Origin of the sequence: Exiguobacterium sp. S3 (assembly GCF_018617295.1) — a bacterium.
In the GTDB taxonomy this organism is placed as follows: Bacteria; Bacillota; Bacilli; order Exiguobacteriales; family Exiguobacteriaceae; genus Exiguobacterium; species Exiguobacterium profundum.
The window spans coordinates 705815-731600 of sequence record NZ_JACSJW010000001.1; the positions used below are offsets into that span (position 1 = coordinate 705815).

At 51.1% G+C, this 25786-nt stretch carries 20 protein-coding genes; 5 read left to right on the plus strand and 15 right to left on the minus strand.

Features of this window, described 5'->3' with window-relative positions:
- Positions 1-4: 4 nt before the first annotated feature.
- On the plus strand, positions 5-361 hold the full coding sequence (locus KNO65_RS03675) for a hypothetical protein (RefSeq protein ID WP_214781699.1): 357 nt from the start codon (positions 5-7) through the stop codon (positions 359-361).
- 36 nt (positions 362-397) lie between these two features.
- On the opposite strand, the gene KNO65_RS03680 is transcribed toward KNO65_RS03675, so the two are convergent.
- The 3 genes from KNO65_RS03680 to uvrB all read right to left on the minus strand — a co-directional run bounded on the left by KNO65_RS03680 (position 398) and on the right by uvrB (position 6477).
- Positions 398-1567, minus strand: coding sequence for a DUF4097 family beta strand repeat-containing protein (locus KNO65_RS03680; RefSeq protein ID WP_214730413.1), 1170 nt, complete (start codon positions 1565-1567; stop codon positions 398-400).
- Positions 1568-1632: 65 nt separating this feature from the next.
- Positions 1633-4506: an excinuclease ABC subunit UvrA gene (uvrA, locus tag KNO65_RS03685; RefSeq protein WP_047795081.1), complete on the minus strand. Its 2874-nt coding sequence runs from the start codon at positions 4504-4506 to the stop codon at positions 1633-1635.
- Positions 4507-6477, minus strand: coding sequence for an excinuclease ABC subunit UvrB (gene uvrB / locus KNO65_RS03690; RefSeq protein ID WP_047795080.1), 1971 nt, complete (start codon positions 6475-6477; stop codon positions 4507-4509). It abuts the gene before it with no gap.
- Positions 6478-6938: 461 nt separating this feature from the next.
- Between uvrB and KNO65_RS03695 the strand changes: the two genes are divergently transcribed.
- Entirely contained in the window at positions 6939-7646 is a 708-nt protein-coding gene (locus KNO65_RS03695) for an MIP/aquaporin family protein (protein ID WP_047795079.1), read from the plus strand.
- 28 nt (positions 7647-7674) lie between these two features.
- Positions 7675-9192 carry a glycerol kinase GlpK gene (glpK, locus tag KNO65_RS03700; protein WP_074036268.1) on the plus strand — a complete coding sequence of 506 codons (1518 nt, stop codon included), beginning with the start codon at positions 7675-7677 and terminating at the stop codon, positions 9190-9192.
- Between the two features lie 65 nt (positions 9193-9257).
- Here glpK and KNO65_RS03705 read toward each other — a convergent pair whose 3' ends face one another.
- The 12 genes from KNO65_RS03705 to cspD all read right to left on the minus strand — a co-directional run bounded on the left by KNO65_RS03705 (position 9258) and on the right by cspD (position 23194).
- Entirely contained in the window at positions 9258-10412 is a 1155-nt protein-coding gene (locus tag KNO65_RS03705; RefSeq protein WP_264092769.1) for a PDZ domain-containing protein, read from the minus strand.
- 28 nt (positions 10413-10440) lie between these two features.
- Entirely contained in the window at positions 10441-11844 is a 1404-nt protein-coding gene (locus KNO65_RS03710) for a S41 family peptidase (protein ID WP_214781701.1), read from the minus strand.
- 101 nt (positions 11845-11945) lie between these two features.
- Positions 11946-13271: a murein hydrolase activator EnvC family protein gene (locus KNO65_RS03715; protein WP_214781703.1), complete on the minus strand. Its 1326-nt coding sequence runs from the start codon at positions 13269-13271 to the stop codon at positions 11946-11948.
- Between the two features lie 23 nt (positions 13272-13294).
- Positions 13295-14197 (minus strand): permease-like cell division protein FtsX, encoded by a 903-nt coding sequence (ftsX, locus tag KNO65_RS03720; protein ID WP_031422854.1) that lies wholly within the window; start codon positions 14195-14197, stop codon positions 13295-13297.
- Positions 14187-14873, minus strand: coding sequence for a cell division ATP-binding protein FtsE (gene ftsE / locus KNO65_RS03725; protein WP_047795074.1), 687 nt, complete (start codon positions 14871-14873; stop codon positions 14187-14189). Before ftsE ends, ftsX begins: the two co-directional genes overlap by 11 nt.
- Before the next feature lie 353 nt (positions 14874-15226).
- Entirely contained in the window at positions 15227-16834 is a 1608-nt protein-coding gene (locus KNO65_RS03730; protein ID WP_159562643.1) for a BCCT family transporter, read from the minus strand.
- Positions 16835-16946: 112 nt separating this feature from the next.
- Positions 16947-17282 carry a cytochrome c551 gene (gene cccB / locus KNO65_RS03735; RefSeq protein WP_031422851.1) on the minus strand — a complete coding sequence of 112 codons (336 nt, stop codon included), beginning with the start codon at positions 17280-17282 and terminating at the stop codon, positions 16947-16949.
- A 108-nt stretch (positions 17283-17390) separates the two neighbouring features.
- A complete protein-coding gene (locus KNO65_RS03740) occupies positions 17391-18248 on the minus strand; it encodes a YitT family protein (protein ID WP_012726942.1) in 858 nt (285 codons plus the stop codon).
- A 61-nt stretch (positions 18249-18309) separates the two neighbouring features.
- Positions 18310-19410: a peptide chain release factor 2 gene (gene prfB / locus KNO65_RS03745; protein WP_012726943.1), complete on the minus strand. Its 1101-nt coding sequence runs from the start codon at positions 19408-19410 to the stop codon at positions 18310-18312.
- Between the two features lie 54 nt (positions 19411-19464).
- Complete coding sequence (gene secA / locus KNO65_RS03750; protein ID WP_214781705.1) at positions 19465-21987, minus strand: preprotein translocase subunit SecA; 2523 nt, start codon at positions 21985-21987, stop codon at positions 19465-19467.
- Positions 21988-22126: 139 nt separating this feature from the next.
- On the minus strand, positions 22127-22690 hold the full coding sequence (gene hpf / locus KNO65_RS03755; RefSeq protein ID WP_012726945.1) for a ribosome hibernation-promoting factor, HPF/YfiA family: 564 nt from the start codon (positions 22688-22690) through the stop codon (positions 22127-22129).
- A gap of 306 nt (positions 22691-22996) precedes the next feature.
- Positions 22997-23194 carry a cold-shock protein CspD gene (cspD, locus tag KNO65_RS03760; protein WP_012726946.1) on the minus strand — a complete coding sequence of 66 codons (198 nt, stop codon included), beginning with the start codon at positions 23192-23194 and terminating at the stop codon, positions 22997-22999.
- Positions 23195-23453: 259 nt separating this feature from the next.
- On the opposite strand from cspD, the gene KNO65_RS03765 reads away from it, so the two are divergent.
- Positions 23454-23960 (plus strand): competence protein ComK, encoded by a 507-nt coding sequence (locus KNO65_RS03765; RefSeq protein WP_235189275.1) that lies wholly within the window; start codon positions 23454-23456, stop codon positions 23958-23960.
- 74 nt (positions 23961-24034) lie between these two features.
- Positions 24035-25780, plus strand: a complete 1746-nt coding sequence (locus tag KNO65_RS03770; protein WP_214781707.1) for a hypothetical protein — start codon at positions 24035-24037, stop codon at positions 25778-25780.
- The last annotated feature ends 6 nt before the right edge of the window (positions 25781-25786 follow it).

Consider the following 25786-nt stretch of genomic DNA (forward strand, 5'->3'; position numbering starts at 1 on the left):
AATAATGGGAGGTTTATTCGGAATTGTCATCTTATTTGCGCTAGTGATTGGAATTGGGTCACTCGTTTACATCATCAAATCATTGATCGATATGTGGAAAGAATATGCCGCGACGAAAAACGAGACGATCTTGCTCTTGTTCATCTTGAACATCATCGGATTCTTCTTGTCCGGAGCGCTCATCTCCATGATTGTCGCCATCATCTTCTATTGGAATCGCTCGAAGTCGATGCGCCTTCTTGGAATCATTCTCTTGATTGCCGGACCGGTCCTCTTCATCGTGTTTACTATCAGCGCCTTCACTCTGTTTGATACACAGATGATGGATTGGCAACAGATGGAGTACGAAATGAATCTATAATCAAAAAATCCCGAAGGCTCAGCCTTCGGGATTTTCTTATTGTTGATGGAACGGATTGTTCAAATCGCCCGGGTCGACAGGATCGACCGGGTCAGCCGGTTCCACTTTATCTTCATCGAGGAATGTGGATGGCGTATAGACCGAACCGTGCTCCAAATCGATTGTACCGGTACGCGTCCCCGCCTCGACTTCGATACGAGGGGTTTGACCGCGACCCGATAAGAATTCCAGACGACGCTGTGCGACGTCCTTGCGGTCACGGATGATTTCGAGCTCATCAAGCAAGCAGTGCAGACCACCGAAGTTCGTCTCGAGCTCCCCTTCGACCTCGACGCCATGTGGTAACACGAGTCGAATGTTTCCGGCGAGTGACGCGAGTTCAAACTTGGCAGGACGAGCTGTCGCCAGTTCCGCGCGGATGTTTCCGTTCCCGGTCTTGAGGGAGGCTTTATCGTACTTCCCACCGACGATGACGGCACCGTTTCCGGTCCGAACGTGAACGAGTTCCGCTTCGACACCTTCGACCTCGACTGTCCCATTACCAGTGTTCAGTAATAGTTCGGATGCATGCACGTCATGGAGCACGACACGCCCGTTTGCGGTTTGCACACGAACGTTCTCGACATCGAGACCATCGGCACGGACTTCGCCGTTCAACGTCTGAACAAGAAGGCGGTTGAAATGGTGGTGCGGGACGTACAGTTCCACGTGGGCTCGGACGAGTTTGTCACGGAGCGAAACGACGAGACGATCACCAATGACAGAGTGCTTAACCGCAGACTGTAATTGTTCGAGCGCCTTATCCGCATCTTGTTGGCGAAGCGGACGACCCGTGACAATCAGTTCACAATCTTCGGCATCAGACGAAACAATCGTAGCCGACGCGTTGAACAGGTCGAGCGAGATATCGCTACCTGTGAACGGGAACGACTTCGAATACGTCACTTCCGGACCAAAGTTCGAGCTGAATGAAAAGTCGCTGTCGCGAAGTTTCGTCACGAGCCCTTCCACTGCAGATGTCAGTTTCGTTGTGAGCGATTCAACCGAATAGGCATCGACCTTTTCTGTATCCTGTCGCTCTTCAAGCGCTTGAACCTGTTCCGGTTCAAGTCGCTCGAGACGTTCGAGTTGCGTCATCGCCTCCTCGATCGTCATCTTGCCTTCCTTCACTTGCTGGAGAATCAGTTCACGCATTTCTTGTTTCACGTTCGTTTTCCCCCTTCAATTTGGTTGCACGTCAATTACCTTCCCGTTTCTCACCATTTCTATACTTATTTCTTTTTTCCTGCTTTCGGTTTCACTCGGGCTGCATCTCGTTCGAGAACCGGCTTCAAATACTTACCGGTATACGACCCTGACACTTCCGCGACTTCTTCTGGTGTCCCCGTTGCGACGATGAGTCCGCCACCATCTCCACCCTCTGGTCCGAGGTCAATCAAATAATCGGCCGACTTGATGACATCGAGGTTATGCTCGATGACGAGCACCGTGTCCCCGTTCTCGACAAGACGTTGCAACACTTTCAACAAGCGCGCGATGTCGTCGACGTGAAGACCGGTCGTCGGTTCGTCCAGAATATAAATCGTTTTCCCGGTCGACCGTTTATGAAGTTCCGAAGCGAGTTTGACACGCTGGGCTTCCCCACCCGAAAGTTCCGTCGCCGGCTGACCGAGTTTCATATAGCCAAGACCGACGTCATAAATCGTTTGAATCTTCCGCTTGATTTTCGGAATCTTGTCAAAGAATTCGAGTCCTTCCTCAATCGTCATATCAAGGACGTCTGCGATCGTCTTTCCTTTGTACTTCACTTCGAGCGTTTCACGATTATAGCGTTTCCCGTGACAGACCTCACACGGAACGTAGACGTCAGGAAGGAAGTGCATCTCGATTTTGATGATCCCATCCCCACGACATGCTTCACAGCGCCCGCCTTTAACGTTGAAACTGAAACGTCCCTTCTTATAGCCGCGCATCTTCGCTTCATTCGTCGAGGCGAAGACGTCACGAATATCATCAAAGACACCCGTATACGTGGCCGGGTTCGAACGAGGGGTCCGTCCAATCGGGGATTGGTCGATATCGATGACCTTATCGATATGCTCAAGTCCTTCAATCTTCTTGTGCTTGCCTGGCTTCGCTTTGGCCCGGTTCATATTGTGCGCGAGCGATTTGTAGAGAATTTCGTTGATGAGGGTCGATTTACCCGATCCCGAGACCCCTGTTACGGCAACGAACATCCCGAGTGGAATGGACACGTCGACGTCTTTTAGGTTGTTCTCTTCTGCTTTGACGATCTTTAAGAAACGTTCGTCTGGCATCTTCCGTTCAGCCGGAAGTGGGATGAACTTCTTCCCGGCAAGATATTGACCGGTGAGCGAGTTTTTATTTTTCATCAGTTGTTTCGGCGTCCCGGCCGCAATGACCTGTCCGCCATGTTCTCCTGCGCCTGGTCCGATATCGATCAAGTAGTCGGCTTCCATCATCGTGTCCTCGTCATGCTCGACGACGATGAGCGTGTTGCCGATGTCCCGCATCTGTTTGAGGGTCGAAATCAACCGGTCGTTATCACGTTGATGAAGACCGATGGATGGTTCGTCAAGGACATACAAGACACCCGTGAGCCGAGACCCAATTTGTGTCGCAAGACGAATCCGCTGCGCCTCCCCACCCGAGAGTGTTCCAGCGGCACGAGAGAGAGTCAAGTAGTCGAGACCGACGTTATTCAAAAAACTGAGTCGTTCCCGAATCTCTTGGAGGATGAGACGGGCGATGGCGATCTCTTTCTCGCTCAACTGCTCGTTGAGTCCTTCAAAGAACGCGAGTGCGTTCACGACCGATTTCTCCGTCACTTGCCCGACGTGCTGACCCGTGATCTTGACGGCGAGCGACTCTTCTTTCAAGCGATAGCCGTGACATGTCGGACACGCATGTGTCGCCATGTACATTTCCATCTGCTCACGGATATAGTCGGATGTTGTCTCCCGGTAACGGCGCTCGATGTTACGGAGCACCCCTTCAAAGAAAATGGTATTCGTCCGCACTTGACCGAAGTCGTTCTCGTAGCGGAAGAGGAACGATTCCTCCGAAGACCCGTTCAAGACGAGGTCCTGATCACGTTTTGATAGGCGCTCGAACGGCACGTCCATGTCGATGTTGAAATGCTGGCACATCGCAGCCAAAAGTTGTGGATAGTACTGGGAACTTGTCGGTTGCCATGCTGCAATCGCCCCCTCTTTCAACGTCTTCGATGGGTCCGGGATGACGAGTTCTGGGTCGACGTCTAGTTTCGTCCCAAGACCATCACACGTCGGACATGCACCGAATGGCGAGTTGAATGAGAACATCCGAGGTTCGAGTTCGCCGATGGAGAACCCGCAGATCGGACAGGCGTGATGCTCACTGAAGAGAAGCTCGGTGCCATCCATCTTATCGATAATGACACGGCCGTCCGCAAGACGTAATGCCGTCTCGAGTGAGTCGGCGAGGCGCCCTTCGACGTCAGGTCGGACGACGAGGCGGTCGACGACGACTTCAATCGAATGCTTCTTGTTTTTATCGAGCTCAATCTCATCCGTCAATTCAATCGTTTCACCATTGACACGGACACGGACGAATCCCTCTTTCTTTAACGAGTCGAATACTTTCACGTGCGTCCCTTTCCGACCCGACACGATTGGCGCCAAAATCTGGAGTCGTGTCCGCTCCGGCAACTCCATCACCTGGTCGACCATCTGCGAAATCGTTTGACTCGAAATCTCGATGCCGTGGTTCGGACAGACCGGTTTCCCGATTCTTGCAAACAATAGACGAAGGTAATCATAAATCTCGGTCACCGTCCCGACCGTCGAACGCGGGTTACGACTCGTCGTCTTCTGGTCAATCGAGATGGCCGGGCTAAGTCCTTCAATCGTATCGACGTCTGGCTTATCCATCTGTCCAAGGAACTGACGGGCATAGGCGGATAAGCTCTCGACGTACCGACGCTGTCCTTCCGCATAAATCGTATCGAACGCAAGTGACGATTTCCCGGAGCCGGACAAGCCCGTCAAGACGACGAGCTGGTCACGTGGGATATCGATGTCAATATTTTTTAAATTGTTGACGCGTGCCCCTTTGATGACAATCGCATTTTTCTTTTCAGCCATTTAATTCCCTACCTTCAACTCCAAGATTAAGTCACGCAATTCGGCCGCGCGTTCGAACTGGAGATCGCGTGCCGCTTGCTTCATTTCTTCTTCCAACTTGGCAATCGCCGCCTCGCGTTCGGCCGGCTTCATCGTACTGAGCGATTCGAGTGCTTCCTCTTCCGCCTCGACCGTCGCCCGAATGACCCCTCGGACGTCTTTTCGAATCGTCTGCGGGGTGATGCCATGTTCTTCATTATAAGCCTGTTGAATCGACCGACGACGATCCGTCTCTTCGATGGCACGCGCCATCGAGTCGGTCATCTTGTCCGCGAACAAGATGACATGTCCGTTCGCGTTACGCGCCGCTCGTCCAATCGTCTGGATGAGCGAACGATCTGAACGAAGGAATCCTTCCTTATCGGCATCGAGAATCGTCACGAGACTGACTTCTGGAATGTCAAGACCCTCCCGCAACAAGTTGATTCCGACGAGCACGTCATATTTACCGAGACGAAGGTCACGAATGATTTCGATTCGCTCGAGCGTCTTGATTTCGGAGTGCATATAGTTGACCTTGATTCCCGCTTCGCGTAAGTAATCGGATAGGTCCTCTGCCATCTTCTTCGTGAGCGTCGTCACGAGCACGCGCTCGTCGCGCTTGATGCGTTCGCGAATCTGATCCATCAAGTAGTCAATCTGACCTTTGATCGGATGAATCTCGATTGTCGGATCAAGTAACCCGGTCGGACGGATGATCTGCTCAATCATGTTCGGCGTATGTTCGAGTTCGTACGGACCTGGTGTCGCCGAGATGAAAATCGCTTGTGAGACTTTCTTCTCGAACTCATCGAACTTGAGCGGACGGTTATCCTTCGCCGAAGGGAGACGGAAGCCGTGGTCGACGAGCACTTGTTTCCGTGCCTGATCCCCGTTGTACATCCCGCGTACTTGCGGGAGCGTCACGTGCGACTCATCGGCGACGAGTAAAAAATCTTCCGGGAAGTAATCGATTAACGTGTACGGGGTTGAACCTTCAGGCATCAAGTTCAAGTGTCGCGAATAGTTCTCGATTCCTGAACAATACCCCATCTCACGCATCATTTCCAAATCGTAATGCGTTCGTTGCTCGAGTCGTTGCGCTTCTAAGAGCTTCCCTTCTTCGCGGAACTTCTCAAGTTGTTCCTCAAGTTCCGCTTCGATGTTGACGATTGCCTTTTGCAATTTTTCGTCGCGTGTGACGAAGTGGGATGCCGGGAAGATGGCGACGTGATCACGGTCTGCGATGATTTCACCCGTCAACGGATCCATCTCACGGATACGGTCGATCTCGTCTCCGAAGAACTCGATGCGCATGCAGTGTTCGTCACGCGATGCTGGGAAGATCTCGACGACGTCCCCGCGGACACGGAAACGTCCACGCTGGAAATCGATATCGTTTCGTTCATATTGAATGTCGATGAGTTTACGTAACATCTCGTCACGTCCCATCTCTTTCCCGACGCGAAGGCTCAAGACGAGGCTCCGATATTCTTCAGGGTTACCGAGACCATAAATACAGGAGACAGATGCGACGATGATGACGTCATCGCGCTCAAAGAGAGCCGACGTCGCTGAGTGACGCAGCTTATCGATTTCATCATTAATTGAAGCATCCTTCTCAATGAACGTATCCGTCGACGGCACGTACGCTTCCGGTTGATAGTAGTCATAGTAACTGACGAAGTACTCGACCGCGTTGTTCGGGAAGAACTCTTTGAACTCCGAGTAGAGCTGACCGGCGAGCGTCTTGTTATGGGCGAGGACGAGTGTCGGCTTCTTTACTTCTTGAATGACGTTCGAGACGGTAAACGTTTTACCCGTACCCGTTGCACCGAGGAGCGTCTGATACCGGTCACCTCGATTTACACCTTCGACAAGCTGTCGAATCGCTTCAGGCTGGTCGCCTCCTGGTTGAAATTCAGATTGTAATGCAAACGGAATCGATTCCATAAGATACTCCTCACCTTCTCATTTCATAAGTGTCTTGATTATACCATAGACACGAACAAATATTCGCTTATTAGCTTGTAGGTTAATTCATTTTATTTCTTTTTTCATTCAATCCATTGTTCATTTCTTTTTCCTTTACTGTCTCAAAAGAAACATCTTGTTCCATCCAAATCATCACATCAAGATTTCAACAGAATCACTTTTGTGGCATAAAGCATTACACTTTTCAGATTGGACTATGTCCCTAGTAAATTGGAATGCTTGAAATATCCGAAAAAAACATCCACTTCGTGAACGTTTCGCTCTGCTTCTTAACTCTTTTGTGAAGTTTACAGCTGTAAATGTGAACATTTGTAGGAAAAAAGTAGGATTTTTTAATAACACTGTTTTAAAACGCTTACATTTTGGGCATATAATGAAGTGGTAAGTCAAATTGCATAAGGGAGAAAGGGGAGTATCACATGTCAGCATTTGTCAGTGAAATTATTGGTACGATGCTATTGATTCTGCTCGGTAACGGTGTCGTCGCCGGCGTCGTCCTCCGCCATTCCAAAGCGGAAAACTCTGGCTGGATTGTCATCACAATGGGTTGGGGTCTTGCCGTTATGGTCGGGGTCTACGCAGCCGGAATTTACGGAGGCGCCCACATCAACCCTGCCGTCACGATTGGTCTCGCGACAGCAGGCGAATTCCCATGGGCTGATGTCCCACTTTATATCCTCGCTCAGTTTATTGGAGCCATCATCGGGGCATGTTTGGTTTATGTCCACTACAAGCCGCACTATGATGCGACAGACGATCCTGGTTTAAAACTGGCGACGTTCTCGACAGCTCCAGGTATTCGAAGCACGCCGTACAACTTGATTGGTGAGATTATCGGAACATTCGTCCTTGTCTTTGCATTGTTGTCATTCGGGGCAAACACATTCGCAGACGGACTCAATCCACTCATCGTTGGTTTCTTGATTGTATCGATTGGTCTTTCGCTCGGTGGTACGACGGGATATGCGATCAACCCGGCACGTGACCTTGGGCCACGTATCGCACACGCATTCCTTCCAATTAAAGGAAAAGGATCTTCGGATTGGGGTTATTCATGGATCCCGGTCGTCGGTCCGATTATCGGTGCGATTATTGCCGCACTCATCTACGGTATTCTCGTCCCTTAACACATAATTTTGAAGGAGGAAATCACATATGGCGAAAGAAAAACGTTATATTTTAGCATTGGACCAAGGAACGACAAGTTCACGGGCAATCATCTTTGATCATGATGGAAAAATTGTCACAGTCGCACAGCGCGAATTCAAACAATACTTCCCAAAACCAGGCTGGGTCGAGCACAATGCCAATGAGATTTGGGGCTCTGTCCTCGCCGTTATGGCGGAAGCGTTCGGTTCTGCTGATATCGACCCGAATGAGATTGCCGGAATCGGGATCACGAACCAACGTGAAACAGCTGTCGTTTGGGAAAAGGAAACAGGACGCCCTGTCTATAACGCCGTCGTCTGGCAATCCCGTCAAACCGCCGACATCTGTGAAGAGCTGAAAGCAGCCGGTCATTCCGATATGGTCCGCGACAAAACAGGTCTCCTCATCGATGCCTACTTCTCAGGAACGAAAGTCAAATGGATTCTTGACAACGTCGAGGGTGCACGTGAAAAAGCTGAGAACGGCGAACTCCTCTTCGGGACAATCGACACGTGGCTCATCTGGAAACTCTCTGGTGGAAAAGCACACGTAACCGATTACTCGAACGCATCACGTACACTCATGTACAACATCTACGAACAGAAGTGGGATGACGAGTTACTCGACATCTTGACAGTGCCTAAATCAATGCTTCCTGAAGTCAAACCGTCAAGTGAAGTCTATGCGAACACGATTCCATACCACTTCTTCGGATTCGAAGTCCCGATTGCCGGAGCTGCAGGTGACCAACAGGCCGCCTTGTTCGGACAAACTTGCTTCGAAAAAGGTGAGGCGAAAAACACGTATGGAACAGGTTGTTTCATGCTCATGAACACGGGAGAAGAAGCCGTCAAATCTGATCATGGTCTCTTGACGACAATCGCTTGGGGCTATAACGGGAAAGTAGAATACGCGCTCGAAGGTTCGATCTTCGTCGCCGGTTCGGCGATCCAGTGGCTCCGTGACGGATTGCGGATGTTGAAATCAGCGAAAGACTCGGAACAGTATGCGACACGGATCGAATCAACTGACGGTGTCTACGTCGTTCCTGCCTTCGTCGGTCTCGGTGCACCGTATTGGAACTCTGACGTCCGTGGTGCCATCTTCGGTCTCACACGTGGGACAGAGAAAGAACAGATGGTCCGGGCGACAATCGAGTCACTCGCTTACCAGACACGTGACGTCCTCACGTCGATGGAGAGTGACTCAGGCATCAACTTGAAGACGCTTCGCGTCGACGGTGGGGCCGTCAGTAACAACTTCCTCATGCAGTTCCAATCGGACATTCTCAACGTCCCGGTCGAGCGTCCTGAAGTGAGTGAAACGACTGCACTCGGTGCCGCCTACTTGGCAGGTCTCGCCGTTGGATTCTGGAAAGACCAAGCCGAAGTCAAAGAACAGTGGAAACTCGACAAGAAGTTCGATCCAAACATGGATGAGTCTCATCGCGAAGCCCTCTACAAAGGATGGCAACACGCTGTCGAAGCCACAATGGCATTCAAGCCTTCAAAACTTGATGTATAAGACGAACGGGCATCCTCACGGGTGCCCTTTTTGTATGCAAAAAAGAGTACCCATGACGGATACTCTTACAGTTTACGTAAGCGAACTCTCGGGCTCGTCGGTTCCCCGACGAACAAAATTCCGAGCTCATGTGGATCGGTCTCATACATCGCTCGTTGAACGAATCGGATATCCCCGTTCAGATTCAATACTTCCAGTTTGATGTACGGCTTATGTTGCTGGAGCGCCTCATAAAAACTATGCCCTCCTGTGATGACCGTCCCGTTGACTTTATAGATCGATTCACCCGGGATGAGCTGCATCGTCTCCCCAGGTGAGTTCGGTAACGTGTCGACGATGACCGCCCCACGGTTTCCATTGATGAAAACGGGTGTCGTTCCCCGATTCTCGCGTTTGATCCATTGTAAGCCGAGCTCATAGAGGACGAATAGCGTCAATACTACATAGTCGACATATGGAATCTTAAACGCATATGAGAGGGCGAATAAACCGAGAGCGATCAAAGCGAGTACGGCACGATAATTGCTCAATCGTGCGAGAAGCGTTCCTGGTAAGGCGCCGGTCGACAATAAACTGACCCCGATGGGAATCGGAAGAATGATGGGCACCATCGGCCAGTCGAGACCGAACATCGGTGGCACGAAGACGACGAGCGGGAAAAACCAAATCCGTTTGACGACATGCCCTCCGATAAACTGCCCCCGTTTCGACAAGATCAAGGTCGGGGATGTCTCTTTTGGTCCGTTCCAACGCAAGAGAATCGCTTCCGCAAGGGTGACGAGGCCGAATGTGAGCGCATAGACCGTCCAATCGACCTGAGCGAGTGCTGCTACCCAATCACGAAGCGCCCCATATGCGACAACATCGCGTAACAAGACGACCCCGAACAACACGAGAAGAGGCAGCACCGGATTAAAGAATCGCGGATGCATCGTCAAGACGACGAGCGTATAGAGAATCGTGAACGAGACGGCCCACTCAAACGTGATGGTCGTCTCGAGTAAAATCGTCACGGCCGATGAGAGGACCGCTAACAGAAGACTCGGCCAGATGAAATGTCTCCATTCCGACTTCGGTGAGCGACGTCTCGAACGGAACATGGCCCGTTCTCGCTTGACCCGTGTCAGCGATATGTATGTAAGGGCGACGAGTGTCACCCAAAACAGCGGACTACCTAACAACGTCAATAAAGCCGTAACACCCATTCGTACAACTTCCACGCGGTCCAACCCTTTCTTTCATACAACGTTATTTTGCGGCTTCTTCAAGCGCACGATTCAATTGGGCGTCATTCGCCTCATCTTGAATCGCTTCGAGCAACTTCGCTTCGAGTGAAGAGGCTGTCTCTTCATCGACAGTTCCAGAAGCCTCGAGACCATTGTCTGTCTGGAATGCTTTCACGGCGTTCGCCATCGTGTCCCCGTAATATCCCGGCTGACCGCCTGGCTCATAGCCGATTCCAGTTAAAATTTTATGCAAGTTCGAGACGGCGTCACCGTAATCTCCGACTTGGAGCGACTCTTCTTCTGTCAGGACACGGGTCACGTTGAAGAAGTCAGGTTGCTCCACTTCAATGTCCGGCTCGATGCCCTTCTTGTTAATCCAATTTCCGTCCGGTGTGAGCCACTTGCTCGTCGTCAATTTCAAGTTACTGCCGTCCTCTAAGTCGAACGCCGTCTGGACGACACCTTTTCCGAACGTCTTCGTCCCGATGATGGTCGCGCCTGCTCCTTCTTTCATCGCACCAGTCAAAATCTCAGATGCCGAGGCAGAACCCTCATCCGTCAAGACAAACAGTTCATACGGTTTCGCTTCACGAGCGCGACCGTTTTGTGCATCACGGTCACCGTCCGCATTCTCGATTTGGACGACCGGTTTTGATGTCGGGACGAACCCTTCCGACATCTCGATGACGGCAGGCAAGAGACCTCCCGGATTTCCACGAACATCGATGATCAAGCTATCGATTTCTTCTGACTCGAGTTGCTCGAGTTGTTCGAGGAATTCATCAGCCGTCGGTTCTGAGAATTGGGTGACTTGGAGATACCCAATCTTTTTACCGTCTTTCTCTTTCACTTCAGAGAAGACCGTCTCGATTGGAATCGTGTCACGTATGATCTCGTAGTCCGCCGTCTGACTGCCACGGCGAATCGTCAATGTGACGGTCGTCCCTTTTTCTCCTCGAATCAATTGGACGGCCTCCTGTACATCCATCCCTTCAATCGACTCCCCGTCGACCGCTGTGATGATGTCACCAGGACGAAGTCCCGCCTCTTCGGCCGGAGCGCCTTTGATCGGAGCGACAATTAAGATGTCCTCTCCTTTCTTCTCCAAAGTCGCGCCGATTCCTTCAAAACTCGATTCAATCGAGTCCGTAAATTGTGACGTTTCTTCCGCATCCAAGAAATCCGAATACGGGTCGTTCAGCGCTGCGGTCATCCCGTCGAGCGCACCGGTCAATAAATCGTCTTCTGAGATGTCCTGTAACGAATGTTCTTCAATCAAATCACGTACTTGGTCGACTTTATCCCAGCCTTCCGCATTCGTTTGAATGGGAAGCGATGTGTCTGTAAACGCCATCGTCGCAAGGCCTGCACCGGCCCCAGCCACGAACGTTGTGCCAGCGAGTAGTCCTGCGGTTGAATTTTTCACGGGTTGGTCCCTCATTTCTCTTTGTAAGTCTTTTCATTAGTATAGCAAAAACTAGAGGAAAAGCGGACGCGTTCCACATATTTGGGACGCGTCCGCTTCTGTCAGTATCCAATATACGGGGCCGGGTCAATTGCGTTCGGCTGTCCCGGTGCCCATTTCCCTCGGTGTAACTCAAAATGAAGATGGGGTCCCGTCGACCAGCCGGTATTGCCAAGCGTTCCGACCGTCTGTCCCGCCGCCACTTGTTGACCGGCTCCGACTGTGATCGCATTTAAATGGGCATAGACGGTCGTCCAAATCTCACCGTTGATGACATGCGAAACGAAGACGACATTTCCATATCCGGTCGCCGGTGCCGCCTTGATGACGACACCTGGTGCGCTTGACACGATTGGTGTTCCAGACGCATTGACGAGGTCAATGCCCTTGTGAATCTCCGGCACACCTGTCAACGGGTTGTCTCGTGGACCGAACGGACTAGACACATAACCGGACACAGGACGAACGAATCCCGTGGACGTGGACACATTCGTCGGTGTTTCGGTTGGTGCGGTCACTTCTGGTGCCTCCTCGACCTCCGACTCACGGGCTTCCGCTTCTGCTTGTGCTCGCTCTTCAGCGGCACGCGCCTCAGCTTCATGTTTGGCACGTTCCGCTGCCTCTGCGGCTTCTCGTTCGGCAGTCGCAATCGCCTCTAGTTGTTCACTGATGATGCGGTTCTGTTCAGCCATGACCGCCTGCTCTTCACTGCGCGTCATCTTTTCGAGCTCGAGCTGCTCTACTTGTTCGTTCAGTTCAACCAACAGGTCACGTTTCTTCTCGGCCGTCCGGTCAAGGTCTTGCTTGGTGATGACGAGCTCGCGCTCTTTTTGCTTGATGAAAGAGAGCTGGGTACGTTGTGTCGACTCGAGCGACTCCAAACGTTCCATCTCACTCATATAATTATGTATGAGCTCCCGGTCCTGTTCAGCGATCGTGCGGGCCGTCATAGCCCGTGTCACGAAGTCGCCGAAGGAACGGGACTCAAAAATGACTTGTAAATAGGAAGTGTCTTCATGTACTTGCAAAACGCGAAGGCGCTCGTTCACGAGTTCCTTCTGGCTTTCCAAGTATTCTTCCTGAACGGAAAGTTGTTGGCGGGTCGACTCGAGTTCTGCCCGGGCTGTATCGACCTCATGCTGCTGAATGGCGATTTGTTCGCTCAATTCATTCAACCGGTCGTCGACGACGTGTATTTCCGTCTTCACGGCATCACGCTCTGCCTCGGTGATCTCGAGTTCGGCATCCGTCTCGGCCTGCGCTTTTTTCGACTCCTCCAACTCATTGGACAGTCGATCTTGTCGAGCTTTCAACGTGTCTTTCTCTGTCGCCATGACCGGCATGGCAAGTAACGATACACACAACCCTAGCGCAAGCGAACGTTTCATCCGCCAACTCCTCCTTATTTAAGTTAGATTTTCAAGAAACGACCGAGCGATGTCGTCGATCCCCAGATTCCGATGAACGCACCGAGTGCAAGTAAAACAAGCGATACTTGGACTGTTAGCGTCGATGGATCAATCAACTTAAATATATCACTATTCAATTGATCAAGCGATGGTTGTAAAGCACTATATGCAACGTCATATCCGAAATAAATGACAAGAATCGGGACGAGAGCCCCAAGCATTCCAAGGAGCAATCCTTCGATAAAGAACGGCCAGCGGATAAAGCTGTTTTTCGCTCCGACGAGTCGCATGATTTCAATCTCACGGCGACGCGAGAAGATTGTCATTTTAATCGTATTTGAGATCAAGAACATCGCCATCAATGTCAAACCGACAATCAACGCGAGTCCACCGATGCGAATCCCGTTGAAGAAAGCAAACATTTTATCGATGTAGTCTTTTCCGTATTTCACATCGTCCACATTATCGAGTGAACCGACCGATTTGGCCACTTCCTCTAGTTCTGTCGGGTCTTGTGCTTTGACGATATAGCGGGCGTGGAGCGGGTTGTCTTTTTCGACCGTTCCGTATGCAGCCGCATCATCGCCGAGCTGGTCTTGGAACTTCGCTAGCTCATCTTCTTTTGAACTGAACGTGACCGTCGAGACACCCGGCACCTGTTCAATGTTCTCCCCGAGTTTCTCAACCGAGTTCTCATCCGCTGTACGAGTGATGAACACTTGAATCTCGACATCATTTTCGACGTTATCTGAAATTTCATTGATGTTGAACATGACGAGTGCGAATACACCGACAAGTAGCAACGTAATGGTCACGGCACTAATGGCCGCGAACGACATCCATCCATTCCGAAGTGTTCCTTTGAACCCTTCACGCAAATGGCGCAATCCAGTCTTAAATATCATAGCCATATGCTCCTTTCTCTTCATCGCGCACGACTTTCCCGTTCTCAATCGCGATGACGCGGTGACGAATCTTATCGACGATGTCACGGTTGTGTGTCGCCATGACGATTGTCGCTCCGCGGCGGTGAATCTCTTCAAACACTTCCATGATACCCCATGCTGTTTCCGGGTCTAAGTTTCCTGTCGGCTCATCGGCGATAATCAATTTTGGCTTATTGACGATTGCGCGAGCAATCGAGACACGTTGTTGTTCTCCACCTGATAGTTCGTCGGGATAGTTGCGCGCCTTGTTCTTCAATCCGACAAGGTTCAACACATCCATGACTTGTTTCCGAATCGAAGACGTGTCCGCTCCTACAACTTCTAATGCGAACGCTACGTTCTCATATACCGTAAGTGACGGCAACAATTTGAAGTCTTGGAAGATAACGCCGAGTTGACGGCGTAGCTTCGGTACGTGTCGGTCTTTAATTTTCCCGACATCGAGTCCGTCAATCAACAATTGACCGGCTGTCGGCTTCTCCTCACGATAAATCATCTTCATGAACGTCGACTTTCCGGCACCGGAAGGCCCGACGACATAAAGGAACTCGCCGTCGCGAATCTCTAGATCGAGGTCATCCATGGCGACGACGCCGTTCGGATATACTTTACTGACTTTTTGCATCGAGATCATAACGTATTCCCTACCCTTTTTAAATTATTTTTAAGCATCTATGACGAATTTGAATCAATTATTTTAGTTACTGTATATTTCGCCTAGAGTCTTTTTTACAGGAAACGGCTCCCTCTGTCAAGGTGTCGCTTTTTTATGTTAGCCTGGTCAAAAAATCATCTAGGGCATATGTTGAAGCGACTACAATTATATCAATCCGACTTTTAAAACACCATTACAGGATTGTTTCAGTTCGATTGAGTTCGATGTGAAAATGTCGCGAAGAAACTCGCTTTCTTATTCCCCAAGAGAATATTGAAACCGCACTTCAAAAGGGTGCTCCCTAAGGAACACCCTTCACCAATACGCCACATTTAATCGTGTGGTTTTTCTTTCAATGCATCAAACGGCGACTTTTTCCGTTTCCGATACTTGATATGAATCGTTGAGGATTCATAGTCATCGGAAGCCCGGATATCCCGACTCGATACGCGGACGAATGACCAAGCAAGAAGGAACATGATGAAGATAAGCGGGAATCCACCGACGATACTCGCTGTCTGGAGCGTCTCTAGTCCGCCGAGGAACATGAGCGTGAGCGGCATGATAGCAAGCGCGAACGCCCAAAAGAGACGGTTCCAGACAATCGGCTCATCCTCGACATGTTTTTGCGTGACCGATGCCAAGATGTATGATGATGAATCGAACGTTGTCGCCAAAAAGATAATGGCAAGAAGCGTAAAGACGCCGATGACGACTTTCCCGAAAGGCAATTGGCCGATGATGGCGATGATTGTAGGTGCCGGGCCATTCGCCGCCATGTACCCGACAACATCGAACGTCCCACTTAGATGAAGGTAGAGCCCGTAGTTTCCGAGAATCCCAAAGAACAAGATGCATCCGAGCGTTCCGTACACCATCGTCCCAAAGATCATATTCCGAATCGTACGACCGCGTGAGATACGGGCGACGAACAATCCGACGAATGGTGCATAGACAAGCCACCATGCCCAATAGAACACCGTCCACGATTCCGGGAACCCGGTCGATGTGAAGCCACCGAAGTCACCGAACGGTTCCATCCACGTTGCCATCCGGAAAAAGTTATCCATGACGATTCCGACTCCATTGAACGTCGTCTCCATAATGAATCGAGTCGGACCAAAGATAAGCACGAACGTCAAAATCCCAAGGGCGAGCCAGATGTTCAAGTCACTGAGTACTTTGATGCCACCCTTCAGTCCAATGTAAGAACTGATGGCGAAGATGACCGTACAAATCAACATGATGACGGCCTGCATCCCGAGCGTGACGGGAATCCCTGTCAGTTCGTTGACCCCTTCGGCAATCATCGGGGTACCGAGGGCGAGCGTCGTCCCGGCACCACCTAATAATCCAAAGATAAATAAGATATCAATCAATTTACCGAGGGGTCCATCTGCCCATTTTCCGATAACGGGACGTACCGCTTCACTTACCTTTAAGACGGATTTCTTACGGACGTAAAAGAAATAAGCGATCGGCAGTGCCGGTAACGTATAGATTGCCCAAGCGATTGGTCCCCAGTGGAACATGCCATATGCTGTCGACCATTGAATCGCTTCCGGTGACTCCGGTGTCAGCCCGAACGGCGGACCTTCATAGTAATAGACCCATTCGATGACGGACCAATAGAGGATGCTGGACCCGATGCCGGCAGCAAATAACATCGCCGCCCAAGAGAATGTACTAAATTCGGGTTCTTCATCTTCACGACCTAATTTGATATGACCATTCTTACTGAAGGCAATGAAAATCAAAAATCCGAACGCACCTAAGCCCATTGCTAAGTACAACATGCCGAAGTTAGAGGTCATGTATTCGTTCGCCGCACCGACCCACGCTTTACCGGTCTCTGGGAAGAAGATGAGCGGTAACGTCACCCCTAACAGTAATACAAACGAGCCGATAAAGGTCGGCCAGTCAATCAGTTTCGTCTTCAATTGTCATCACTCCATTTCCACTATGTCTCACGTTACCTTAACAATATTTCCCCAAGCCCTAACACCCAAAACAAAAAAGCATGAGGTGTGTTCCACCTCATGCTGTCGAATCTTATTTTTTCTCAGCGAGCCAAGCAGCGACCGCTGTGATTTCTTCGTCTTTTTCAATGACGTTCGCAGGCATCGCGCCTTGACCGTTTCGAATGACGTTTTCAATCTCTTCTGCCGACAGACGAGCACCGACTTGCTCGAGTGACGGACCACTCATTCCTTCAAGGTTCGCACCGTGACATGCCGCACAGTTTTGTGCGTATACCGCTTCCGCGTCAACCGATGCCGTGTTCGAGCCCGAATCCCCGTTGCTCGATGTATCCTCTTCTTCACCGCCGCCACATGCGCCGAGTGTCAGCATGGCGCCGAGGCCGATGGCCATCATCCATTTTTTCATAATCACGTTCCCCTCCTAAGTTGTAGAAATGACCTACATTTACCATTATAGCCGTTAACGTATGCTTTCTAACCTAATCTCACGAAAAGTACACAAAGATTCCACAAATTACGGTACGTTGATGTAACGCTTATCGGACGTAAACCCTTGTCCTAGCACCTCATGTGCCTCACTGAAGACAAGGAATGCCTCCGGGTCAATCCGACGGATGATTTCCTTCAATCGACTCACTTCGCTCTGACGGACAACAATCATGAGCATCGGACGGTCAAGACGAGAGTATGCTCCGATTGCTTGGATCTCTGTCGCACCACGGTCAAGCTCCTCGAAGACGGCTCGGACGATGAAGTCTCGCTTCTCCGAGATGACGTAAGCCATCTTGTCCTGTGTGAACCCGAGCTGGACGAAGTCGATCATCTTGACCGTGATGAATAATGCGATGAGTGCATAGAGTCCGGTCGTGAACGAGAATGTCAAGGCCGCGGTCAAGACGACCATGCCATCGAGGATGGCGATACAGAGATAGAGCGGGATGTGCGTGAACTTATGTAAAATCTGAGCGATCAAGTCCATCCCCCCTGTCGAGGCGCGTCCACGGAAGATGAGTCCGAGTCCGACACCGACACCGACACCACCGAAAATGGCCGCGAGGAGCGTATCGTCCACGGCCGCACCGGCATCGATCGCCTCATAGAAAAGAATGACACCCGGTAAAAAGATGGAGCCGACGAGCGACTTCACACCGAAACCGAGTCCGAGGATGGCCCACCCGATAATCAGAAGTAACACGTTCGCCACGAGCTGGAACGCCCCCGGCGAGATGCCGAACAGTTCATAGGTGATGACCGAGATCCCGCTCACCCCGCCTGATGCCAGATTGTTCGGCAACAGAAATAAGCTGAAGGCCGAGGCGACGAACACTGAGCCGGTCAACAAATACAGATAGTCTTTGACGATTTGCTTCATTAAAGAAAGTCTCCTTTACACACAACATGGCCCAAAGACAGGTGTCTTTGAGCCACATGCATCACATATTTGTTTTACGAAGGTAGGCATCGATGAACGGCATGACGTCGCCGTCCATGACGCCACTCGTGTTCCCGACTTCATAGTTCGTCCGGTGGTCTTTGACCATCGAATACGGGTGGAAGACATACGAACGGATTTGGCTACCCCAACCGATGTCCGTCTTCTCCCCACGGATCTCGTCGAGTTTTCGTTGCTGCTCGTCGAGTTCGCGTTGGTACAATTTCGCTTTCAACATCTTCATCGCCGACTCACGGTTCTTGATCTGTGAGCGCTCGGTCTGACACGAAACGACGACGCCCGTCGGCACGTGCGTGATCCGGACGGCAGAGTCCGTCGTGTTGATGTGCTGACCGCCGGCACCTGATGCACGGTACGTGTCGATACGGAGGTCTTCTGTCCGTACTTCGATCTCGATGTCGTCATCGAATTCCGGCATGACGTCACATGACACGAACGACGTATGACGACGACCTGACGAGTCGAATGGCGAGATGCGGACCAAGCGGTGAATCCCTTTCTCCGCCTTCAAGTAGCCGTATGCGTTATGACCGACGATGCGGAGCGTGACCGACTTGACGCCCGCCTCTTCACCCGGGAGGTAATCGACCGTCTCGACTTTCCAGCCTTGTTTGTCAGCGAAACGTTGATACATCCGAAGGAGCATCGATGCCCAGTCCTGTGACTCGGTACCGCCCGCACCTGGGTGCAATTCAAGGATGGCGTTGTTCGCATCATATGGTCCGTTCAAGAGGATCTCGAGTTCGAAGTCATCAAACTCCTTCTTGAGCGCTTGAATCGATTCCCCAAGCTCTTCTTGCATCTCGGCGTCCGGTTCTTCCTTGATGAGTTCGAGCGTCACTTCGCCGTCCTCATGTTGGTTCGCGAGGTCTTGATACTTGTCGACCATCGCTTTGAGACCGTTTGACTCGTCGATGACTTTTTGAGCCTTCTCCTGGTTGTCCCAGAAGTCAGGATACGTCATCTCGTTCTCGAGCTCGGCGATACGTGCTTCCTTCTCTGTCAAGTTGAGAGACGCTCTGTAATTCTCGAGGCGTTTCGCCATCGCCTCTAGTTCGTTCCGAATATCTGAAATTTCCATAGTGTGATTCACCTTTCCGTAGGAAAGAGGCGAGCGGACCCGCCTCTTCAATAATTAAGCCTGTTGTCTACCGTGACAGTTCTTGAACTTCTTACCAGAACCGCACCAGCACGGGTCGTTCCGGCCGATGCTGTCTTCTTTCGAACGACGGACCGGTTTCTTCTTGACCGGTGCATCGCTCTTGCCAGAGACGGCAACTTCCTCTTCGACGACTTTCTCGCGTCGGAGGTTGTCCCCGACTTCGGCACGAAGGACGAAGCCTGTCACTTCTTCTGCGATTGCCGCATTCATCGCGTCGAACATGTTGATCCCTTCCGCTTGGTACTCACGAAGCGGATCGTTCTGTCCGTAGGCGCGGAGATGAATCCCTTGACGCAACTGGTCCATATGGTCGATATGGGACATCCAGTGCGAGTCGACGGCACGGAGCACGATGATCTTCTCGAACTCATTGAAGCGTTCCGGTGGCGCGAGTTCACGTTTCGCCTCGTACTGCTCGTTCACGCGCTCCATGAGAAGCTCGATGATTTCTTCACGCTCTTTGCCGTAGAAGTCTTTGCCTTCGACCGTCTTCTCGAGCGCGAGCGTCTGGTTGGTCCAGTGCGCGAGCTCGTCGATGTTCCATTCTTCCGGTACGAGTTCGATCGGCGTGTATTGGCCGACACCGAGTTCGACCGTCTGCGCCATCATCGAACGAACGATATCCGTGACCGACTCGTTCTCGAGGATGCTCGAACGGTCCTTATACATGACCTTCCGTTGGTCGGCCATGACGTTGTCGTAACCGAGAAGCTGCTTCCGCGCATCGTAGTTGTTTCCTTCGACACGTTTTTGCGCTGACTCGACCGCTTTCGAGACCATGCGGCTCTCAATCGGTTGCGTGTCATCCATCCCGAGACGCTCCATCATGCTTTGGAGGCTATCCGTTCCGAAGCGACGCATGAGCTCATCTTCGAGTGACAAGTAGAACTGGGATTTACCCGGGTCCCCTTGACGGCCCGCACGACCACGTAGCTGGTTATCGATTCGGCGTGATTCGTGACGCTCTGTCCCGATGATGTAAAGACCACCGAGGTCGATGACACCTTCTCCGAGCTTGATGTCGGTACCACGACCGGCCATGTTCGTCGCAATCGTGACGGAACCTTTTTGACCGGCGTTCTCGATGATTTCCGCCTCACGCGCGTGGTTCTTCGCGTTTAAGACATCGTGACGAATCTTCTTCTTCGTCAAAAGCTTGCTCAAGTATTCAGACGTCTCGACGGCGACCGTACCGACGAGGATTGGTTGGCCCGTCGCGTGGACTGCCGAAATCTCCTCGACGACGGCTTTGAACTTGCCTTCCATCGATTTGAAGATGAGGTCTGCCTTGTCATCGCGAAGGATCGGTTTGTTCGTCGGGATCGTCACGACCTGCATGTTGTAGATGTTACGGAACTCTTCTTCCTCTGTCTTCGCCGTACCGGTCATCCCGGCAAGCTTCTCGTACATCCGGAAGTAGTTCTGATACGTGATCGTCGCGAGCGTCATCGATTCGCGTTGAATCTCGACGCCTTCTTTCGCCTCGATCGCCTGGTGAAGACCTTCCGAGTAGCGGCGTCCGTCCATGACACGACCCGTGAATTGGTCGATGATCATGACTTGCCCCTCACGTACCATATAGTCGATATCGTGATGCATGACCGCGTTCGCACGAAGGGCGAGTCCGACGTGGTGGTTGACGGCGACGTGTTCGATTGCGAACAGGTTGTCGATGCCGAAGAACTTCTCGGCGAGGTCGACCCCTTGGTCCGTCAAGAGGACCGACTTCGTCTTCACGTCGACCGTGTAATCGTCTTCCTCTTTCAACGTACGGACGAACGCATCCGCGCGTGTGTAGAGTTCGGTCGATTTTTGAGCCGATCCCGAGATGATGAGCGGAGTACGCGCCTCATCGACGAGGATCGAGTCGACTTCATCGACAATCGTGTAGTAGAGCTCACGTTGAACACGGTCTTCCTTATAAAGGACCATGTTGTCACGGAGGTAGTCGAATCCGAGCTCGTTGTTCGTCGAGTACGTGATATCACAATTATAGGCCGCTTGTTTCTCGACACGGTCCATGTTCGACACGTTGAGGCCGACTGAAAGACCGAGTGCGAAGTAGAGCGGCTCCATGAGTTCTTTATCTCGTTTCGCCAAATATTCGTTGACCGTTACGACGTGTACGCCACGGCCAGTAAGCGCGTTCAAGTAGACAGGAAGTGTCGCGACGAGCGTCTTCCCTTCACCGGTTTTCATTTCGGCGATGTCGCCGTTATGGAGCACATAGCCCCCGATGAGCTGGACACGGTAATGACGCATCCCGAGCACACGCTCCGATGCCTCACGACAGACCGCGAACGCCTCCGGCAAGAGGTCGTCAAGTGTCTCGCCTTTTGCCAGACGTTCCCGGAACTCTTCCGTCTTCGCCTGAAGCTGTTCGTCGGACAATGCTTTGATTGGTTCGGCGAACGACTCGATCAAGTCGGCCGCTTTCTCTGCTTTTTTCAACATTCGTTTCTGTGGAGCAAATAACTCTTTCAAAAAGTTCGCCATACTCATATCTCCTCTGCACTCACTAAAAAATGCATGTTTTTTCCCTAATGTACAGTTTAACCGAAGTGGTGCCACCTTTCAAGGAAAGGCAAAAGGAAACGACCCCCCGAAGCCGGGAGGTCGTGTAGTGTCAGGTTTATTATTCAGGTTCGATCAAGCCGTACTTCCCATCTTTACGACGGTAGACGACGTTCGTGTTGCCCGTTTCTGCGTCTGAGAAGACGAAGAAGCTGTGACCGAGCATATCCATTTGAAGAATCGCCTCTTCCGTGTCCATCGGTTTCAACGTGAAGCGTTTCGTCCGCACGAGTTCGAGTTCTGCCTCGTCCTCATCGTAGACGGCCGGTGTATCATCAGGTCCTTCTAAAGACTTGAAGTACTCGCCGACGCCACCTTCTTTCCCGCGTCCTTTACGGTTGAGTTTCGTTTTGTGTTTACGGATTTGACGTTCCAATTTATCGACGACGAGGTCGATTGCCGCATACATGTCGAGGTTGATGTCCTCAGCACGGAGCAACAAGTTCGGCATCGGGATCGTCACTTCCACTTTTTGTTTCTCGTTATACACTTTCAAGTTGACGTAAGCCGTCTGTGCATCCGTAGGAGTTGTGAAATACCGAGTCAACTTCTCCAGCTTTTTCTCGACATAGTCTTTGATTGCTGGTGTGACCTCAATGTTTTCGCCGCGAATGTTATAAATCATCTGAACTCCTCCTTAGAAATAACCGCTTGAACCAATGATTCGTCGAACGAGACGGAATCTCCTGCTTCATTTCTTAAAAAAGAAAGGGGAACCAGGTGGCTCACTCATATTATACCCCGAAAACGCCGCGATTGAAAACGTTATCATCAGAAAATAATGACAATTTTGTTCCGAATTCAACATTTCCTAGAACGAGCGAAAGGTATAGAAAGAAAATACCCATTCCATTCATTTTTAAACGCCTTTTTTTATTATGTAGAAAAAATAAAAGCCGACTCCAAAGGGAGCCGGCTTCGTGGTTTGAAATTATAATTTTACAACGTTAGCCGCTTGTGGGCCACGCTCGCCATCAACGATTTCAAACTCTACATCTTGACCTTCGTCAAGTGATTTGTAGCCTTCAGATTGGATTGCTGAGAAGTGTACGAACACGTCTTTGCCGCCTTCAACTTCGATGAATCCAAAACCTTTTTCTGAGTTAAACCATTTTACTTTACCTACCATGTGTAAATCCATTCCTTTCACCATTGGAGAATACAGAGGATTGTCCTCTACGGCTAATCTTACCACCTTCTTGTAAGCGTGACAAATACTTTCTCAAATATTTGTAAACGTTTCGTCATTTGGCTTTCATTGGAATTATATTTCCCTACTTTTCATATTGTCTTGTTGAATTTACATTTTTTGTGATATATCATTGAAGGGATGATTTAGGTTTGTGCCGTTTGTCTTTAGCCGATCCTGAAAATCTAATACGAGGAGGATGGTGCAGCGTATGCGCTCCTACTATTCTGAGGAAAAATATCGCATCACAAAGCGAACCGTGGCGATTCTCCCTTGCTTTGACATCATGAAGCAGTCACGGATCATTCTCGAGGATGGCACCGAGATTTCAACCCCGCTCCGGCCGTACCAGTTGTTGCAACTTTCTTGCCGCCAGTACAACAGCTCGATCGAGGAAAGAATCTTCATCGCCAAACGCGTCGCCGGCGTAAAAGGGAAAGTCCCTGTCGTGATTGAACCGACAACTGGACTCGTCTTCTTCCCGACGAAGTCTCCAAAACGAGACGATTGTGAATGGTATGCCTGGTCCCATATTCGAGACATACTGAACATTGAGGGTGAGCCGAACGGGCTTGTCCTCACGACTGATGGACATCAAATCCAAACGAACGCAACACCGTACGTCCTCCGGAACCAGCTCAAAGCGACAGGTGAACTTGTCGCCCGGTTCCAACAATTGAACGCGAGCCCCGTGCTCGAGTCCTGACACGCCTTCCGTCGAAAAGACGGAAGGTTTTTTTCTATTGTATCGCTTCATTTTTTTAAAAAGAGGTCGATATTATGGTCGAGGTGACAAACATGCAAATTCAAGCCCAAGCGACCGCCGTCAGTTCGGTCTTACCAGGCATCCAGACGAACCGGACGTACAAGGCCGAACTCGTCAAACAAACAGGACCCGACTCCGCGATTGTCAAGATCAACGGTGAAGAAGTCGAGGTCACATTTAAAGACGGGCTTCCGAAAACGAACCCGTTCCAAGTGACGCTCGCCGAACAGGACGGCGTCTTGATGGCGACCGTCGTTCCTCCAAAGGAAGAGACACTTGAATCCGCACCACCTGCGTCCGCGTCGTCAAAGCTTGATGCCAAGATTCAGACGCTCCTCGCTTCCCTTCCACCTGAAGTACGAAGCGCGGTCAGCCGTCTGCTACAATCCGGACGCTTGCCGATGAACGAAGACACGGTACGCCTTCTCGAGACGGCGTTCAAAGGGGACATGCGGGACGTCATCCTACATTTGAAGACGCTCGACACTCCGACCGTTCCTCGTGAGATGGCTCGGGAAATCGCCGTCCTCTCTTTGAACGAAGCGAAACAACAGATCACACCGCCGGCGCCGAACGCTCCTTACCCACAAAAAGAGCGGTATGTCGAACTCGTCAATCTGTCACGTCCCGTGAGTGAACGCGTCACGCCGACACCGGAAACGATTGACCGGGTCATCCGTGACCTCACGCCGACGACACCGATATCATCGCGTCCGATTGAATCTGAATCGCGCCAAGCGATGCCGCTTCCTCCAATCAACGGGAAGCAAGTGATGGTGAAGGAAGTGACGTCACATCTAGCGACCGTCACGAACACATTCCGAAACGAGCAGGCGACCGTGACGAAACAACTCGGACAAGTTGCTGCGTTGATCGAGACGAACCCGCATGCGGCACGCCCTGCCCTCGAGACCGTCTCGACCCGTCTGACACAACTCGTCCAAAAGACGGACGCCTTGCTTCATACCGACGTGACTCAAGAGAAGCAATTGGTCGCCATGACGGCCAAACTCGACGTCGCGTTGTCGTTGCTTGCGACGAAACCACAAGAGAGTGCGACACTCGTCAAAGAGGTCCGAGCGGCACTGAATGATTTCCGCTATGCGCCGAATCAGACACGCATCGAATATATCCCACACGGGGCGACACGTGCCGGTGAGATGCCGACCGTCGCGCCACTCAAGCTCGATTCGACATTATCTGGACGACACATCCAGGAAGTAGCGCAACGTGTGCAGACACAGGCACAGCTCGCCCAAGCGATGTCCAATACGCCGACATCAGCTTTATCGGTACGTGAAGATACGACGAACCCCGAGGCGCAACGCCTCGCCTCGTTCTTCCAAGTCCAACAGACGCTCAACCGCCTTGATGGCGGTCAGCTCCATCAACTCTTGTTCGCCCTACCGGCAAAAGTGCAAGAGATCGACACCGGAATCCATGTTCATATCCAAAACCGGGAGGCCGGGGACGTTGTCGACTGGGAGAACAGTGTCCTCTACATTCGTTTAGAGACGCCACGTCTTGGAGAAATTGGTGTCAAACTCGAAGCGAAAGATCGAAACCTCCGACTCACACTCGAGCACGACGATTCGACGGTCGAGCGACTCGCTCGTCCCCTTCTCGAGAAAATCGAACAAACGCTCGAGACAATTGGATATAAGAGTGTGACGACCCAGTTCAAACCGCTCACGAAAGCTGATCGTGTCATCGAAGAGCCTACGATAGCACCGACGACAGGATATGACTTTAGAATTTAGGAGGTC

Coding starts and splice junctions, on each gene's coding strand:
- KNO65_RS03740 (WP_012726942.1), bottom strand. CDS start 18,248: ATGAAGCAAATCGTCAAAGACTATCTGTATTTGTTGACCGGCTCAGTG.
- cccB (WP_031422851.1), bottom strand. CDS start 17,282: ATGAAAAAATGGATGATGGCCATCGGCCTCGGCGCCATGCTGACACTC.
- KNO65_RS03770 (WP_214781707.1), top strand. CDS start 24,035: ATGGTCGAGGTGACAAACATGCAAATTCAAGCCCAAGCGACCGCCGTC.
- uvrB (WP_047795080.1), bottom strand. CDS start 6,477: ATGGAATCGATTCCGTTTGCATTACAATCTGAATTTCAACCAGGAGGC.
- KNO65_RS03715 (WP_214781703.1), bottom strand. CDS start 13,271: ATGAAACGTTCGCTTGCGCTAGGGTTGTGTGTATCGTTACTTGCCATG.
- ftsX (WP_031422854.1), bottom strand. CDS start 14,197: ATGATATTTAAGACTGGATTGCGCCATTTGCGTGAAGGGTTCAAAGGA.
- cspD (WP_012726946.1), bottom strand. CDS start 23,194: ATGGTAGGTAAAGTAAAATGGTTTAACTCAGAAAAAGGTTTTGGATTC.
- glpK (WP_074036268.1), top strand. CDS start 7,675: ATGGCGAAAGAAAAACGTTATATTTTAGCATTGGACCAAGGAACGACA.
- prfB (WP_012726943.1), bottom strand. CDS start 19,410: ATGGAAATTTCAGATATTCGGAACGAACTAGAGGCGATGGCGAAACGC.
- ftsE (WP_047795074.1), bottom strand. CDS start 14,873: ATGATCTCGATGCAAAAAGTCAGTAAAGTATATCCGAACGGCGTCGTC.
- KNO65_RS03765 (WP_235189275.1), top strand. CDS start 23,454: ATGGTGCAGCGTATGCGCTCCTACTATTCTGAGGAAAAATATCGCATC.
- hpf (WP_012726945.1), bottom strand. CDS start 22,690: ATGATTTATAACATTCGCGGCGAAAACATTGAGGTCACACCAGCAATC.
- KNO65_RS03675 (WP_214781699.1), top strand. CDS start 5: ATGGGAGGTTTATTCGGAATTGTCATCTTATTTGCGCTAGTGATTGGA.
- uvrA (WP_047795081.1), bottom strand. CDS start 4,506: ATGGCTGAAAAGAAAAATGCGATTGTCATCAAAGGGGCACGCGTCAAC.
- secA (WP_214781705.1), bottom strand. CDS start 21,987: ATGGCGAACTTTTTGAAAGAGTTATTTGCTCCACAGAAACGAATGTTG.
- KNO65_RS03695 (WP_047795079.1), top strand. CDS start 6,939: ATGTCAGCATTTGTCAGTGAAATTATTGGTACGATGCTATTGATTCTG.